A 17,888-nucleotide genomic window follows, 5' to 3' on the forward strand; every position below is an offset into this window, starting at 1 on the left:
CCTCTTTTCCATTTATTACTTTTCCCACTCGAATAAAATATTTAGTTCCTTATATTCTTCTGAATATTTTTCTTTGTCTATATTTGTTCTTAACTCTTCCTCATCTATATCAATTATTTCTCCTATATCATTTCTAATAAATAAACTACTACAATTATCTAGAAGAAATATAGCTATAGTTCTTGAAAAACCCAAATTCTGAATCTCTATAATATCTGAATCTGTAGTACCATAATCTATATACTCTGCCCAATCGCAGACAAACTCTAAATTAGTTGATTCTAATATTGATTGGTAGTTACTTACATATGTTTTAATCCTATATTTTACCTTTCTAAATGTATAGATTAATTATCTAATTATAGCATATAACACAGATTCCTTTCAATTATATGATTTGCTGCGTTAACCCGAATAAAAAATAAAAGATTATAACTTTATAAAATTACAACCTTTTGTCCAATGCTAGTTATTTAATTATAGAGAGTATATTTCTTTAACCCTATCAGCTAAGAACTTTACTCTTCCTTCAGAAATAATTCTTTTAAAATTCTCATCATTCGCTATTGTTTCTAAATAAAAGCTAACAATCATATCGTCACTTCTGTTTGGATTCGTGGATAATAATAAATTTTCATCAAGCCAATCATCTATTTGATTAAAGTACTCATCGCCTCTTATCTTAAAAGATTTTCCCTTACTCTCTATTAACAAATTGAGTAGTTTTTCCACATATTGACTAGCAAGTTTGAGATTATTATCTTTAATATAATGAGTTGCCAAGGATAAATAAAAGTTTAAAACTATAGAAATATTTATTTCAATAAGATTAAAAGTTTCTATTAAATCCTCCACTCTTTCCAAGGTTTCGACCCAATCCTCATTATGCAAACTACATTTCATCATAAGAAGAGTGATTAAATCAATTACGTTCTTATAAATCATTACTTGAAGTTTTTGATCTACTTCATTTTCTTTCTTCGTTTTTAGATAAGCTGAAGCCACTAAACAATCTTTTGATATAGATAGCATGTCAGAAGATGGTAAAATATTTAATGCTTCTTCTGACTTTCCTAAACTAATTAAACAGGCTGCCCTCAAGCTCAATGATTGATCTTTTAATATAGGATTTTTAGAATGCTCGCACACTCTTCTTAGTGTATTATTCGCATATTCTAGATATTCTTCTTTTTTTACATCATCAGTTGCTAAATCACAATGATTTAAAATAAATAAAGCCATATAGTATAGTAGTTCAAAGCAAGAATAGTATTGTTTAATTTTAATTTTTATATCATCAAAGATACTATCCATCCCTTCGTCAGAAACACGATTCTCTAAGTCTATATAAAACTTTTGTATTTGAGTTGAAGATAAGTCTGGGTCATATCCTATTAGTTCATCTACACTTATATTAAAAAAAGTGGCAAGTTTTGGTAGAAGTAAAATATCTGGATAGCTTTGACCTGTCTCCCATTTTGATACGGAAGCCTTTGTTACCATCATAAATTCTGCTAATTCTTCCTGAGTTATGCCTCTTTCTTTTCGCTTCTGAAGAATATTTTCTCCAATTTTTAGCATGATATTTTACCTCCTAACTGATTTGCTTTTTGTTTATTACAGCAATCGAAATTACGATACACAGTATAAGCAAAATACTGCCCGTAATAATCGGTACATAATAGTCATCATATCCTATTCCTTTTATAAGGTTCACAGGCTTTCCTATCAATGCAATAGGCATGTATTTAACAATTTCATCTCGAATAGATAATATAAGTTGAATCACAATCCCAGCAGTCGTTAATATTAATGTACCTATAACATTTCCTGAAATCACTCCAGCTAATATTTCTAACGATATTAAAAATAATCCAAATATAAAAGGAAGCAAGGCTGCCATAAGTATATTTCTAATAGGAAATGAAATCCCGAAAAAGTACTTTGTGTAGAAATAAGTTAGTATAAATGAGCAAAAGTAAGCAATAAACCACAAAATGAAATTGTAAAAAATCTTCGATAGCACAACTTGATACCTTGGCAGTCCCTTAGATAACAAATTAATCAAGGTTCCCTTTTGGAATTCATTTGCCATTTGAGTACTTAATATAATGGCTAATCCAAACATACCTATTTGACTAATGTTTTTAAAGAATTGTGTCCAAGAGTCAATTTCTGATGGTGGTGCTACGTTAATATCTATATTTCCTGTAGCTATGGATTGAAGTATCATAGGAGTTAATTTTGCTGTCAAAGGACTTATTAACCCGATGAACAAGAAAAGGATAAAGGTAGAAATCATTTTTTTAGTCCTTGCACCTTCAATAGCTTCTTTCTTTAATAGAGATAAAAATATCCTCATGCTTTCGTCACCTCCATAAAAATATTTTCTAAAGTCGGTTCTTCTATTTTTATTTCTAGAGGAAATATGTTTAACTTATATAGCTCATATAAAATATCAATATCTTTTAGTTGATTGTCTTCATCTGTTAAGTACAGAGTATCTCCTTTTTCATTCATTACCAGATTTGAAAATTTATCTAGTGACTTAAATACCTTTAGTTCTTCATTCGACTTAAATCTGATTTTAATTGTGTTTTTCCTCTTTATATTTTTTAGTTCATCTATTGAACCTTCCAGTACATTTTTTCCTTTATCAAGCACCACAACATGATCACAGATTGCTTCAACGTCCGATAAAATATGTGTGGAAAAAATAACGGTTGTAGAGGCTTTTATTTTTAATATAATGTCTAATATCTCTTTTCTTCCAAGTGGATCAAGGGCGGAAGTTGGTTCATCACATATTAATAATTTGGGACTATTTAACAACGCTTGGGCAATACCCAAGCGCTGCTTCATACCTCTAGAATAGCCACTAATCCTTTTATTGACATTTCTTAATCCCACCAATTCTAAAAGTTCTTCGCTCTTATTTTTCATTTCATTTTTGTTAAGACTAGTTATAGACCCACATAAATTGAGATATTCTTTAGCAGTCATATAACCATAAAATTCAGGGACATCTGGAAGATACCCGATAAATCGATTGGTTTTTGACTGACCAAAGCTTACTTCTTCTCCAAAGACTTCAATGGAGCCTTCATCAATTTTCAAAAATCCTAAAATCATTTTCATTGTCGTTGTTTTTCCAGCACCATTTTTGCCTAAAAACCCAAAGATTGTGTTTTCAGGAATGGACATGGATAACCCATTAATAATCGTATTTTTACCAAAAGATTTATGAAGATTGTCAATTTTTAGCGCTTCCATTATTCGTCCTCCCTACCTATTGTTAAGTATAAGATAGGTCCAATAATTTGAATAAAAACAACTATTAAAATCCACATAGTTCTGCTTCCAAATTTATATCTATCGTGTTTTAAAACATGACTTAAAGAATAAATCATAAGTGCAATTTCTAAAATAATAATAGGTATAAGTATCGGCAAGTATTCTCTAATAATATCTGGCATTTTTAACCCCCTTTATTTGTATATATCATATCATTTTACTTAATCAACCTTCAAGAAACTATTAATTAACTTATCCTATTTTTATCAACTACAAGTAAACTTTTCTTAAGTATTTATTGTTGAAATTCATTTAATATATTTCTTATAATATATTTCTTAAATAAAAAAATACTTATAAGAGTTCTTGTAACCCCCATAAAACATTGATTACAATACTTTTATAATCTATTATCTTATTTATTCGTCAATATTACAGTTTCCACATATTACGTCATTATACAACCTATATACATATAAAAAATAAAGGCAGTCCTAAGACTGCCGATATTTATCTCTCTGTTCCTTTGCTATGTTCTTTCTTATTTGACTTAGTTTTATCGTCTGTCTTAAAGCTTTTTATTTGCCCTAATATGGACTTTTTATCTTTATCTTGACTTCTTTCTTGTTCTTTTGCTTTTAAGAGCTTAGAAGACAAAATACGGACATTTTTATGTTCCTTTCCGTTGTTGTAAATGCTTGTTTTTACTTGACCAAATATTTTTACAAAATCTCTTTGTTTTAACTTCTCTAAATCTGTTGTATTATCTCCATAGGCTGAACAATTGGTATAAATTTTATTTCCATCGTCATTTTTTTGAAACAAAAGAATAATTACTTACTTTAAACTTTTCTCCATTAGCATTTTCTCTTTCATGATTTTCTACTTGACCTACTATATTACCCACGTGATTTATAAGATCGTCTTTTTCTTCAATATCACTGACATTTTCAACAATCTTACCTTGTTCTTTCATGTAATCAATCATATAGTCAAAATCTTCGCTTAATAATGAAATAGTATCATTGTCCATATATCTGTCATAAATCTCATCAAGAGTTTTTTAATTGTCTATTCCTTTTTCAATTCCTATTAAGGATTTTATAAGGTGCTTGTATTTTTCTTTTGAAATTATTTCTATATTTCTTCTCATTTCTTTTTGTTCCATAATTTCCTACTTAAATTAAAATTAGAAGAGCTAATTGATCTCCCTATCTTTCTTGTTTGTTTTTTACTTTTCACATTAATATTATTATTATCATTTTCTCGTTTTGACAAAGAAAAAGCAGTAGACATTTTTATCAGTTTACTGCTTTTTTATCATTATATACTTACAATAATTCTATAACAATTTACAAGTTAAAAGATTTATTAAAAAAATATTTTTTTTATCTTTTCCATTAGTGTAGGCTTTGCACATCCATAAACTTTTTCTTTTCCGTAAATCACAGATTTTACAAGAAAAATAATGTATGATCCAAACAAATATATCAGTAAGTATAATAATATTATATCTAGAACCTGTTTAAACATACTATTCCTAACACCTCCAAACATCAACAACTATACTACCACCACCGATTACAATAATCCACCTAAACATACTATGCAAGCATGAGGAATTAGAGTACAAGGCATTCCGAAAACTTTGTCTATTAATCCAGAGACAGTTACTCCAGCACCAGATACTGCTACAAAACATGGTACATTTAAACCTCTATTTTGAGATTTAATATTCTCTTTACTAAACAACATCTCGAGTTTTTTGTTACTTCATTTTTTAATTCTTCTGATTCAACAACTCGTAAATTTTCATATTTTTTAACTGGATTTGCTTCGCACTGAGTTTACATAGGAAAAAAGATTTCATAGAAACTATGTTCAAAATCAACACACATGATGAAAAAGTATCTATTATTTTTTTCAACATTAGATATTCTTCACTTTCTATTTTATTTTTCAATTATAATAAGTTAGTAAGATATTCAATCTCCATTTTTATACCTACGAGGATTTTTATAATTTATATTCGTGTCTCCTTGTAACTCTAATTTATTAAGCTCTTATTTAATTGCATGAGTAAATACTACAATCTTAAATAAAATCAAAAAATTTTAACATCATCCCTTTGTTTTAAACTCTCTAAATCTTTTGTCTTATCTCCATATGCTGAACAATTGGTATAAATTTTATTACCATCGTCATCTTTTGCTAAGTCCATGGGTGTTTAACATTATCCCTGTTATCAGGTAAGTTATAATAGTTTATTTATTTTTTAGCTTATTATACTTACTTCCACACCATATGCCAAAAAGCATAGAACCGACTATCCATGCATACTCTGTTTTTCCTGTCTTATATGACATGTATATTGATAATATAAGTGTAATAAATGAGATTATTGCTAATATAAGCCATATGTTCTTTTTGTTAATTTTATTCCTCCAAGATTTTTAACTCATCATTTCTATTCTTATTCTATACTCTTTTGACTTCAACTTCAGATAACTTTTATGAATTTCACTTTTTGTTAATGGTTCTAATATATTATTTTCTTCTGGAAAGATCGCTTTGCCTTTCAGGGCAATAGATTTTATATCTTCTATTAGTTTAGATGTCTCTTCATAATAGATATGATAAAAATTATTGATATTGTTATAAAATAATATATTAAGTATTTTCTTGATAGAGCATATTCCATCAAGAAAATACTGTAATTTGATTTTTTATTTTTCCCCATACTATTTCCTCTTTGTAATCAATATGGTATCAACAATCCTCAAAACAATTCTTCCAATGACATACATAATAATAGAATACAATATAAATTCTGCAATTGGGAATCTATATTGCAATCCACCAAGAATCGGATCATTATTTGTATAAACGTGAAGACCATACGAAATAATAACTCCACCTATTAAAGTAATTATAAGAATTCTCTTCATATAGTAACAATTTTCGCTCATAAGCATACTAATACGTTGAGATTTACTCATACCTACAAGATTTAAGAAAGAAATCTCTTTCTTCCTACTAATCACATTTGTAAAGTAAGTATTTATTAAGTTTCCAACACCCATAATTAAAATTAATAAAGTTATTGATAAAAGAAACTTTTTACTAGTTTTTAAAGAAACTTTATATTCATCTACCGCATTTAGATAGGTTTCCATTTTTAATGGATGCATATTTATCAATTGTTTTACTTTATTTACAGTACTTTTTTGAGCCTTTAATGTCTTATCTTTTAATTCAAGTCTCAATTCATAATTAAAATTAGTATTAGTATCTCCAAAATAATTCAATGAATTATCTGGAATATAAAAGTATATCCCACTACTTAAAGTATCGGTTATACCCATTACTTTAGCCGTAAAATCTTTGCCATTTTGCTGAAATTTTACTTCGTCACCTATTTGTACATCCCATCCATAATATTTTTTTATTTCTTTTGGCTGATTAACAATAACTCCCTTTTCTTTAGTCAACTTCGAGTATGAGGTATTTCCCTCTATAAGTTTTTTATTAAGAAAGCTTTCTTGTTGATGAGTATATCCTACAATACTCAAATCTTCTGAGTTTCCATTTGGACTTACAAAAGTTGCATTTGTACCTTTTACCACTTCAATTCTTTCTACATTATCAACCTCTTCTAATGAACGAATTAAGTTATTGTCTAATGGATTTCTTTTTTCCATATCACCATTAATTTCATCATTAGAACTGCCCAAAATAGAATCTTCATTTGACATAATACTTATTTCATAATTTGTATAACTTTTTCTTGCTAATTGTTCTGGATCAAAGGATTTCAAAAAAGCATAAGATGAAACAAGTAATACTCCTCCAATACTTAGTGATAGAATCATAGTTATTGTCTTTCTAGGATCTCTTTTTATATTAAGCCATGCTATAAATTTAGGTGTAACAAAACTATTTTTCTTTCTCTTTACCAGATGGCTTGTAGATTGACCACTCGTAAAAAGTTCTTTAGCAGAAATTCTATTTATATCTTTTCTTATAGAGATTGCCGAAGATTTAAGAACCATAAAAATATACAAACTGCTAAGTATTAAAGTGACTATTATATATAATGGATTATGTTCTAATAAAAATATTAGTCCATTTCTGTTATTGATAAAAAATATGCTAAAAGTCCCTAAAATTCCTAAGCAAATTCCTATTAAACCAATATATAATATCCTTTTATTTAGAATAATCATTGACTGTTTCCTACTTGCTCCTATCAATCTAAGAATTGCTATATTTTTCCTATCTTCTAATGTAAAAACATATAAAATATTATGGATAATTAAATAAGAAACTACTCCTAACAATACTGCCAATATTATGAGCATTATATATTGATCTGTATTAACCAATTTCATATAACTAAAATACATATCAAAAAAGTGAACGTCAGATTCTTCTACTTTATATTTAGCTGCTATTGAATTTATCTCATTTTTTAGCATATCTTCAGAGTATGAATTCGGTGATTTCATACTTAGTTGTACTAAGTAATTATCAACTTGACCAAATTTATCAACATAAGATCTAGATACAAATACAGGATATGTTCCTTCTACACCTTCATTATATAAAATTCCACTTATTATATATTTTTTTGAACCATTACCTAAATTTAGATTTATGCTTTCTTTGATATCAACTTTTTTGTTAATACGTTTTAAGTAGCTTTTAGACACTATTATCTCATTATCTTTTTGAGGATAAGATCCTTCTATATTATTTACATTCCCTAAGTCACGTAAATCTGAATCCATATATGCAACTCTTAGGTTTATATCACCTATACTAACTTCTGGAAAAATATATCCTATTCCTGCTTTTTTTATGCTCTTCTCTGATTTTATCCCTTCAACTTGTTTAGGATTTACTTTAATTAATGATGCTTGATGTCCATTTTCTAGTTTTTCCTGAAACATTAATTTAGCACTTATAGAATACAAACTCATTATGCTAATAAAGACAAAAGATAAAATTATAGTCAGCAATATTGTAAAACTTTTCATTTTATTAACTTTCAAATCTCTTTTGACATATGTTTTCAGGATATTATTTTTCATTTATTTTATCCTCCACAATTTGACCATCTAATATTCGTATAACCCTATTGCAATACTTTGTTAATTCTAAATTGTGTGTAATCATTATAATTGTTTGATTAAATTTTTTATTCATCTGAACAAATAGCTCCATTATATTTTGACTATTTCTTTGATCCAAATTTCCTGTTGGTTCGTCTGCTAAAATTACTTTTGGTTTAGAAATGAGAGCTCTGGCAATAGCTACTCTTTGTTGTTGTCCTCCTGACAATTGATTTGGGAAAGCAGATATTTTTTGTTTTATCTCTAACAAATCTAAAATTTCATCCAAATAGTCGTTATCGGCTTCTTTTCCATCTAAATTTAAAGGTAAAATTATATTTTCTCGAACATTTAAGATAGGAATTAGATTGTATTCTTGGAATATAAACCCTATATTCTTTCTACGATACTCTGTTAATTCTTCCTCATTTAAATTATTTAATTCCACATCATCAAACATAATTTTTCCCTCTGTTTGATGATCAATACCTCCTATAAGATTTAACAATGTTGTCTTCCCCGAACCACTGTCTCCAATAATAGATAAAAATTCTCCTTCCTTAACAGTAAAACTTACATCATTTACTGCTTTGACTTCTATTTCTCCTTGTTTGTATATTTTTTTCACTTTATCTATAGTTAAAGCCATTAAACATCCTCCTTAAATTTGAAAATCTATTTATCTGTTGGTTCACAATTGTATCATCAAAATAATCATACATACTATAAATCGTTTACTATCAGCAGCATTGACACAAACTTATACTTCATTAAAATCTAAAGTCTTAAGTTCTTATTCTTTAGTTATTCCTAACTATTTTTATTTATTTTTTCAGTTTACTAGAATAATTCATTGCTTTACCAACCTTAAATGTTATTAATTTCCACCTTTCCTTAATTTTATATTTTTTTGAATTCTATTTCAGCTAACTTTTGTGAATAAAAAAGCACTAGAATTATAAAATTCTAATGCTTGTCTCTAAAATGAATCAACATATCCTAATTCACGCACTTTATCTATCATTTCTTGGTAATTTCTAACACCTAACTTTTGATATATTCGTGACAAAGATACTGCCAGGCTTCTTACATTTGTATTTAGTTCTTTGGCTAACTCTTTCCTTGATAGTCCGTTTGAATATAGTTTAACTATATGAATTTCACTATTTGTTAATGGTTCTAACATATGATTATCTTCTGGAAAGATCGCTTTGCCTTTCAAGGCGATAGATTTTATATCTTCTATTAGTTTAGATGTCTCTTCTTCTTTGGAAATAAATCCTTTACATCCAATTCTTTTTGCTCTTTTAATATAAAAGTCTAATTTATATGCAGTTAAGATAACAATTTTAATTTCCTCATACTTTTCTATTAATTTTTCAGCTAGATCTAAACCATTTATTGTTCCTTCTATTCCTGTCAAATTAATATCTATAAGTAATAAGTCATAGTTAAATACGGATTCATTTATACTAAGTTCTTTAACATCATTTACTATATCTACAGAAATAGATTCGTCCGTCTCTAAGCTCATTTTTAAAGAAGTTGCGACCATTTTATGATCTTCTATTAATAAGATTTTCATTTACTACACTCCTTTCTACTGGAACTTCTATTTTAAATTCTACAAATGATTCATCTAATTCATTTTGATTATTAGAAAAATCAAAATCAAGTTTTCCGCCGTATTCTCTTAAGTTTAATCTTAAAATATTTAATCCTATATTTCCCTCTACTATTTTTTCTTCATCTTCTAAATAATCCCCATAATTTTTTATTGTAAGATCAATTTTATCTTCTAAATTTATAAGAACTATATCCGTGCTATATCCTTTTGAATGTTTTAGTGCATTTATTAATAATTCATTGATACATTTGTAAATCAATTCAGCATAAGGACTGGGTAAATCTATATTTCTATCACATTCAAATTCTATAAGCATTTCATTATCTAGATACATATTTTCTATATCAACTATAAGTCTGCTATATGCGTCATATAGAGAACTATAATCATTGAGCATTGGATTAAATGAATTTATTTCATGACGAATCAAGTCGTTTAACTTATCCAGGTTTTCTATGATGTATTGCTTACCAGATCCTGAAAGATTGTCCTCTATCCACCTTCGTATTGCTATGATAATCTGTAGAATGTCATCATGTAAAAATGTCTGTATCCTTAGAGTATTTAGTTTTTCAATTTCTAAATTTCTATGTTTTTCAACATAATAATTATCTAACATTTCCTCAAACGTTATATAATTGGATTTTTTATGTTTTTCGAACAAGCTAAATTCTACCAAAAATATGAAAAAGCTTAAAGAAAATACTATAACTCCTGAAAAAGATAATAATGTAAAATGAAGCATTAGAAATAAAATTATAAATTCAGGAAATATTTTTTTCAAAGAACGGGAGAAAAATAATAAACCGCTTTTGATTTTTGTCTTACCAATCCTATACAGTAATATAGATTCAATGAAGATACATGTAAACAGTTGATACTCACTTATAGAAATAAGTCCCTCAGATTCATACTTCTTATATACGAAAAACGCTATTATAAATAAAGTTTGCAATATTATAATTGTCTTACTTTCATATTTTCGAATATTTTTATCCTTTGAATATAATATTATTGGAGTTAATAATAAAATAATCACAACATAATTAAATATTGAAGATGCTAAATAAATATTAAATTTAATCATTATTATTGATATGATAATCCCTACTGTTGTAATTAATGGAATAAATTTAATTCTATTCGATGAGCTTAAAAGACTGAAACTTGCAAATAGTATCAAGCTATAGATTAATAGTTCGATATACTTTCCTATCGAAAGATTTCTTAATATTAAATCTTGTAAAACCATGAAAATAATAAATAATTCAACAACTAAGCTATGCATCAGTATATAATTTTTTTCAGTATTTAACACGCATATAATATAAGCTAAAAAGTTTATAATACTTAGTAAAAATACTATTACAATCCCCATATCTAATGAATGCTGATACCTTATGAATGGTGCTAAGGGAATGAACAAAACAAATTGCAATAATATATGTGTAATTAAAATAAAATTTTGTTTTCTCATCCTGCCCTCCTTTTAAATTTTAAATCCGATAATCTTTTTCTATATAAAATTTGATTTTCTTACTTCCGAAAAAAGCTCTATTAAAATTATACATAAGATTCTGGTATTAATTACAAATTTCAATATATTGTAATATTTTTGTGTTTCTATTTTAACTTCAGCTTTTAATACTATTATAGACGTATTAAGATATAATTACAGCTAACTTTTGTGTATCATACCTACCGTAATTTTATAACGTCATTATACAATCTGTTTCAACATGATAAAAAAATAAAGGCAGTCCGAAGACTGCCGATATTTATCTCTCTGCACCTTTGCTATGATTTTTCTTATTTGACTTAGCTTTGTCATCTGTCTTAAAGCTTTTTATTTGCCCTAATATGGACTTTTTATCCTTGTCTTGACTCTTTACTTGTTCTTTTGCTTTTAAGAGCTTAGAAGACAAAATACGAACATTTTTATGTTCCTTTCCGTTGTTATCAATGCTTGTTTTTACTTGTCCGAAGATTTTAACAAAATCTCCTTGTTTTAGTTTCTCTAAATCTTTTGTCTTATCTCCATAGGCTGAACAATTGGTATAAATTTTATTTCCATCGTCATCTTTTGAAACAATTGAAAAGTTACTTACTTTAAACTTTTCTCCATTAGCATTTTCTCGTTCAAGATTTTCTACTTTGCCAGCTATATTACCGACAAGATTTATAAGATCATCTTTTTCTTCAATTTCACCGACATTTTCAACAATCTTACCTTGTTCTTTCATTTCATCAATCATATAGTCAAAGTCATCACTTAATAGACCTGTTGTATCATTGTTCATATATAAAACATAAACTTCTTCAAGTGCCTTTTCATCAGTAACGCCTTTTTCTATGCTACAAGTGCTTTTATAAAATCCTTGTAATTATCATTCATCATTTCTTCTAAGTTTTCTCTAATATCTTTGTATTCCATAATTTCCTCCTTGTACTAAATAAGGAGAGCTATTCGCCCTCCTCTATCTTTCTTGTCCTTTTTCGTTTTTTTCTTGATTTTTATCTTTTTCTTCTTCAGATTTGAATTTTGATATTTGTCCCAATATTGATGGTTTCTCTTCCCTTGCGTGAAGATTATCCTCTACATCATAAGTTGATTCAAAATAATCACTATCTTTAAAATCATTGTCATACCTATCTGGTATTCCATCATTGTCAAGATCTTTTGCTAGTGGATCATAGAAATTTCCGTCATCATCTATTTCTAGTCCTAGGGCTTGTTTTAAATCTTCTTCATCTACTGATACCAGATCATCAAAACTTGACATCTTTATGGCTTCAGTCATATCTTTAATAGCTTCTGAATTAGATATATCTTCTTCTACAAAAGATTCTGTTCTAATAGCAATATTATCTACATACTGAGTCCATGTTTTTTCTTCCAAATTTACCTCATGTTGAATAAAGTGCTTCCCATCTGGTGTTTCTGTATAGGCAAGTCCTATATGGCTTAAATCGGGGTATAATTTGTCAAAGTCTTCATAGCTATTAGATTCTGAAAACTCGTAGTTAGAATAATCAACTATCGCTCTCTTTAAATCTTCTAATAATGGTGATTGGTTTTCTAATTCTTCTACTTCTCCCATATCTAAAAGTTTATTAATCTCAGCTAATCTTAGTGTTTTATCCCTTAATTCATCTGCTTTTTCAAATGGTTTAGTCAATTCTACTTTGGCATTTTCTAAGGATTCTTTATAGTTTTCAAGGTTTTGATTTAATCTTTCAATCCTTGAAGGCATTTTTTCAATGGCATTATCCAGCCTTGCTATATTACCATCAGTAGAGTTTGAAAACTCGCCAAAGTATTCTGCTTTTCCTAGAAGTTTGAAGGTGTGAGTATTAGTCATAAAATTATATGAAACTTGTAAGTCTAAATTTCTATATTTACCAATAACCTTGCTATCATTTATCTTTACCTTTTTTATTTCCTCTAACAGCTTCTCTCCAGCCTCTTTCTTATCTAAAATCTTATTTGTCCCAAGACTTATTGAAGTGAATTTGCTATCTCCTTCTCCTAATTTCTCAACACTTGCAATATCTTCTTTAACTGCTTTTATTTCCATTTCAGTTTTTAAAATACTTTGAGGATAAATTTTATTTACCTTATCTTCAAGCTTGTATTTATTAGACTTATAGTTTGCTTCCAGCATTTTTAATTTTGTAACTTCGTTATCTAAATCCATTTTTTCTTTAATCAGAGGATTGCCAGTAGCTAAAGCTTTAATTTCTGAATAAGATAGACTTGCTTCATCAACATCTTCTGCAACTCTTACTGGAGTTTTTGAAGTCATGATTTGAGAAATGAATTTCTGCTTATTCTCTATCGTCTGCCACAAATAAGCATCAAAAGTATTTTCTGTTACATATCTAAAGATATTTACCTTATCATTTTCATTACCTTGACGAACAATTCTACCACTTCTTTGCTCTAGGTCAGACGGTCTCCATGGGACGTCTAAATCGTGTAAGGCTATTAATTTATTTTGTACATTTGTACCTGCTCCCATTTTTTGAGTAGATCCTAATAATACTCTTACTTCTCCTCTTCTTACCTTAGAGAACAATTCATCTTTTTGTTTGTCTGTATCTGCTTCGTGGATAAAGGCTATTTCTTCTTTAGGTATTCCCATATTCACTAGCTTATTTCTAATATCATCATAGATATTAAATTCTCCATCTCCTTTTGGTGTGGACATATCTGAAAACACTAATTGTGTCGATGAATTTTCTTTTGTCTTATCCCAGATCGAAAAGATATTTTTAACGCATACATTAACCTTTGAATTAGGATCATCGGGAAGTAGTGGATTTATTAATCTTTGGTCAAGGGCAAGTTTTTTACCATCATTTGTAATCTTTAACATATTGTCTTCTGTTGGTTCGACTTGGTTATTTCTAACTGCGTCTGCTCTTTCTGAAATAGCTTCTAATATTTCTTTTTGTTCCTCAGTAGGTTTTGTTTTAATAACTTCGAAGTTTGCTTCTGGTACTGGCAAATTTAACATATCTGAGGTCTTTATATCTGCTACCTCTTTAAACATAGACATCAGTTCTGGCAAGTTATAAAACTTTGAAAATCTTGTCTTTTGCCTATACCCAGTGCCTTCTGGAGATAATTCAAAGGTGTTTTCTGTTTCTCCAAAAGTAGAAGCCCAAGCGTCAAAATGTTCTAATCCTCTTGCCTTTAAATCGTCATATTGAAGGTATCTTTGCATGGTATAAAGCTCAGTCATTGAATTTGATATTGGTGTACCAGTAGCAAATACAACTCCCTTTCCATCTGTCATTTCGTCCATATACCTACATTTCATATACATATCTGAAGACTTAAAGGCTTCACTTTGACCGATACCCGCAACATTTCTCATCTTGGTATGCAAGAATAAGTTTTTGTAATTATGAGCTTCGTCTATAAATAACTTATCTACTCCTAGTTCTTCAAAGGTTATTACATCATCTTTTTTAAAGTCATCATTTAGTTTTTCCAGTCTTACCAAGAGTTTTTTCTTTGTTTTTTCTAGTTGTTTTACTGTGAAATTTTCTCCTCTATTTCTTTTATTCTCATCAATAAAGGAAACTATATCATCTATTTGGTCTTGTATATGCCTTACCTGGTATTCCTTAGACATTGGTATTTTTTCGAATTGAGAGTGTCCTATGATGACTGCGTCATATTCTCCCGTTGCAATCCTACCAATAAATCTTTTCCTATTTTTGGGTTGAAAGTCTTTTTTATCGGCCACCATAATGTTTGCTGACGGATATAACTGCATAAACTCTCTACCAATTTGAGTGGTTAGATGGTTAGGAACTACAAATAATGATTTACTTGCAAGTCCTAACTTTTTAGATTCCATAGCAGAAGCTACCATTTCAAAAGTTTTTCCTGCTCCTACTACATGGGCAAGTAGTGTATTTCCACCATAAAGAGTCCTTGCTATGGCATTTTTTTGATGTTCTCGAAGTCTGATTTCAGTATTCATTCCATCAAAAGTTAAGTTAGAGCCATCAAATTCTCTATTTCTAATTGAATTGAATTTTTCATTATAAATCTTTTCTAGCCTATATCTTCTATCAGGATCTTCAAATATCCAATTCTTAAATTCTTCTTTAATCAGTTCTTGCTTTTGACTTGCAAGCATAGTTTCTTTTTTGTTTAATACAGAAGTCTTAGAACCATCATCATTTATTACTTGGTCAAATACCTTCGTATCTTTTAGATTAAGAGCATTTTCAATTAGCTTATAGGCATTCACTCTACTTGTACCATAAGTCATGTTAGCAAGGTCATTAGCTGAGTCAACACTTTTACCTTCAATGTTCCATTCACTTGTATGTGGTGAGAACCTAACATTTATATTCCACCTATCATAGCCAGGTGTTTTTAAAAGGTTAAAAGTAAAGTCTTCTATATCTTTTTGAGGTATCCAAGTTGCTCCTAGCCTTACATTTATATCAGAAGCAGTGAGTTCTTCAGGCATAACTTCTTGTAATTTTTCTCTTTGATATTTGAGTTTACCTAACTCGTTTAATAATGTGTCTTTCTTTTCAGAAGGTGCTAAATCTATCACATTTTCAATTTCTCCGATATATGAATTTAGATAGCCAATTTTCTCTCTGATATTACCACTTAAATATTCATCAGCTGATACATATGAAAAATGAAAGGGATCGTCATTGTCAAAGTTTTCAAAGGGCATTCTGTTATTTATTAGGTCTGTATCCTTAATATCTAAAAATATCTCGCCCTCAAGCTCACCAATTAAGGTGTCCCTATCTTTGTTAGTGATAGATTCCATATATTCAAAATCTACATATCCTTTTTGTGAAACTGATAAAACTAAGGCTTCAAGGGAAGTATCTACATGATCTACTACCTTTGCCTTTGTTATTGTTCTTTTCGAAAATATATCACTCTTTGCTTTGAAATTATCCTCATCATCAAGTATTTCTATTGATGAAACCAAAGGAAAGTTTGAGTCTTCTTTTAAGGCTCTAGTGTTTGATAAGGAGTTAATGAAGCCATGTTTCTTTGAAAAGTTATCATAGACTTCATTTAACTTTGCTTGTGACTCTTTTATTTCTTCATCAGAAAAATCGTCCTTTTGTTTTTCTATTACATCTTTTAAAGCATTCATTACATCAAGGTAATCTTTTATCTTTTCTTTGTTTTTATCTGATATATTCTGCTTAATTAAGACTGAGTTTTCTCTAAGGTAGACCTCTTCATCAATAATAGTGTAAGAAAAGTTTTTAACATCATCTGTTGCTGGAAGACTTAATTCTTCATCTTCCAATAGTTCAACCTCTTCATATTTTGAATTTGAAGATATTTCCTTACTTGCAAGATCCATTAAATCCTTTAGATTTTCGTCTTCTTTTTCATCACAAGTAATAGTATTTCCAAATCTACCAGATACTTCTTTCATATCCCCTAATACCATTTGAGGATTATCTACAAAGTATTTATTATAAGTCAAACCCTTTTTATCAGTTGATAGGTGTACCCAATCGTCATCTCTTTCTATAACTGAATCTCTCTTTTTTAAGAAAATAATATCTGAAGTAACTTCTGTACCAGCAAGTCCTTTAAATGTAGTATTAGGAAGCCTCATAGCTCCTAAAAACTCACATCTTGCATTAATATATTTTCTAACAGATTCATCTTTTTTATCCATAGTTCCAGATGATGTTATGAAGGCAATAATTCCTCCATTCCTAACCTTATCTATTGACTTTGCAAAAAAATAATCGTGAATCAGAAAGTTATTTCTGTTATATTCACGATCGTTAACTTTAAAATCTCCAAAGGGAACATTTCCTATTACCAAGTCAAAGAAATTATTTGAGAAGTTTGTTTCTTCAAAGCCTTTAATTTGAATATTAGATTCAGGATAAAGTTCTCTTGCTATCATTCCGCTTAGACTATCTTTTTCTACTCCATAGACTTTAGAGCTTCGTATTTCACTTGGCATATTACCAATGAAATTACCGACTCCTGCAGATGGTTCAAGGATATTCCCAGTCTTAAAACCCATATCTGTTAGAGTCTTATATATTCTATCCATTACCTCTCTAGGTGTATAAAATGATGTTAAAGTAGACTCTTTAGCATTCAAATACTCTTCATTTGTTAGATTTTCTTTTAAAATATTTCTTGCTTCAAGCCATTGTCCTCCTTTTTCTTCATCAAAGACATCTGCAAGACCACCCCAACCTAGATAATCAGCAAGATAGGCTTGTTCATACTCTCTTGGACTCCTATTTTCATTTTCAAGTCTTTTGAGCATTTTGATAGCTTTGATATTTTTATCTAGCTTTTCTGATGGTGTTAGGTA

The 17,888-nt window shown here is 28.7% G+C and carries 9 protein-coding genes and 3 pseudogenes; all 12 read right to left on the reverse strand.

All coding sequences use genetic code 11. From position 1 onward, the window contains the following. Nucleotides 1-15: 15 nt before the first annotated feature. Nucleotides 16-195, reverse strand: coding sequence for a hypothetical protein (locus tag ACKRLN_RS03590; RefSeq protein ID WP_416335278.1), 180 nt, complete (start codon nt 193-195; stop codon nt 16-18). A 282-nt stretch (nt 196-477) separates the two neighbouring features. Next, nucleotides 478-1,581, reverse strand: coding sequence for a helix-turn-helix domain-containing protein (locus ACKRLN_RS03595; RefSeq protein WP_416335279.1), 1,104 nt, complete (start codon nt 1,579-1,581; stop codon nt 478-480). Between the two features lie 13 nt (nt 1,582-1,594). Next, nucleotides 1,595-2,362, reverse strand: coding sequence for an ABC transporter permease (locus tag ACKRLN_RS03600; protein ID WP_416335280.1), 768 nt, complete (start codon nt 2,360-2,362; stop codon nt 1,595-1,597). After that, on the reverse strand, nt 2,359-3,273 hold the full coding sequence (locus ACKRLN_RS03605) for an ATP-binding cassette domain-containing protein (RefSeq protein WP_416335281.1): 915 nt from the start codon (nt 3,271-3,273) through the stop codon (nt 2,359-2,361). Before ACKRLN_RS03605 ends, ACKRLN_RS03600 begins: the two co-directional genes overlap by 4 nt. Beyond that, nucleotides 3,273-3,476, reverse strand: coding sequence for a PLD nuclease N-terminal domain-containing protein (locus ACKRLN_RS03610; RefSeq protein ID WP_004837780.1), 204 nt, complete (start codon nt 3,474-3,476; stop codon nt 3,273-3,275). The genes ACKRLN_RS03605 and ACKRLN_RS03610 overlap by 1 nt, the downstream gene beginning before the upstream one ends. A 328-nt stretch (nt 3,477-3,804) precedes the next feature. After that, a pseudogene (locus ACKRLN_RS03615) lies at nt 3,805-4,462 on the reverse strand (DNA-binding protein). A 1,573-nt stretch (nt 4,463-6,035) separates the two neighbouring features. Then, the gene (locus tag ACKRLN_RS03620; RefSeq protein ID WP_416335282.1) at nt 6,036-8,387 is read right to left on the reverse strand and encodes an FtsX-like permease family protein; all 2,352 of its coding nucleotides are present in this window, start codon (nt 8,385-8,387) and stop codon (nt 6,036-6,038) included. Further along, on the reverse strand, nt 8,377-9,057 hold the full coding sequence (locus ACKRLN_RS03625) for an ABC transporter ATP-binding protein (RefSeq protein ID WP_416335283.1): 681 nt from the start codon (nt 9,055-9,057) through the stop codon (nt 8,377-8,379). Before ACKRLN_RS03625 ends, ACKRLN_RS03620 begins: the two co-directional genes overlap by 11 nt. A gap of 330 nt (nt 9,058-9,387) precedes the next feature. Next, entirely contained in the window at nt 9,388-9,993 is a 606-nt protein-coding gene (locus ACKRLN_RS03630; protein WP_416335284.1) for a response regulator, read from the reverse strand. Continuing rightward, nucleotides 9,965-11,512, reverse strand: coding sequence for a hypothetical protein (locus tag ACKRLN_RS03635; protein ID WP_416335285.1), 1,548 nt, complete (start codon nt 11,510-11,512; stop codon nt 9,965-9,967). The genes ACKRLN_RS03630 and ACKRLN_RS03635 overlap by 29 nt, the downstream gene beginning before the upstream one ends. Nucleotides 11,513-11,813: 301 nt before the next feature. Next, a pseudogene (locus ACKRLN_RS03640) lies at nt 11,814-12,469 on the reverse strand (DNA-binding protein). 43 nt (nt 12,470-12,512) lie between these two features. Further along, a pseudogene (locus ACKRLN_RS03645) lies at nt 12,513-17,885 on the reverse strand (helicase-related protein); the annotation flags it as partial. Nucleotides 17,886-17,888 lie beyond the last annotated feature (3 nt).

Source organism: Anaerococcus sp. AH8042_DFU013_CI05, assembly GCF_047936775.1.
Lineage (GTDB): Bacteria > Bacillota > Clostridia > Tissierellales > Peptoniphilaceae > Anaerococcus.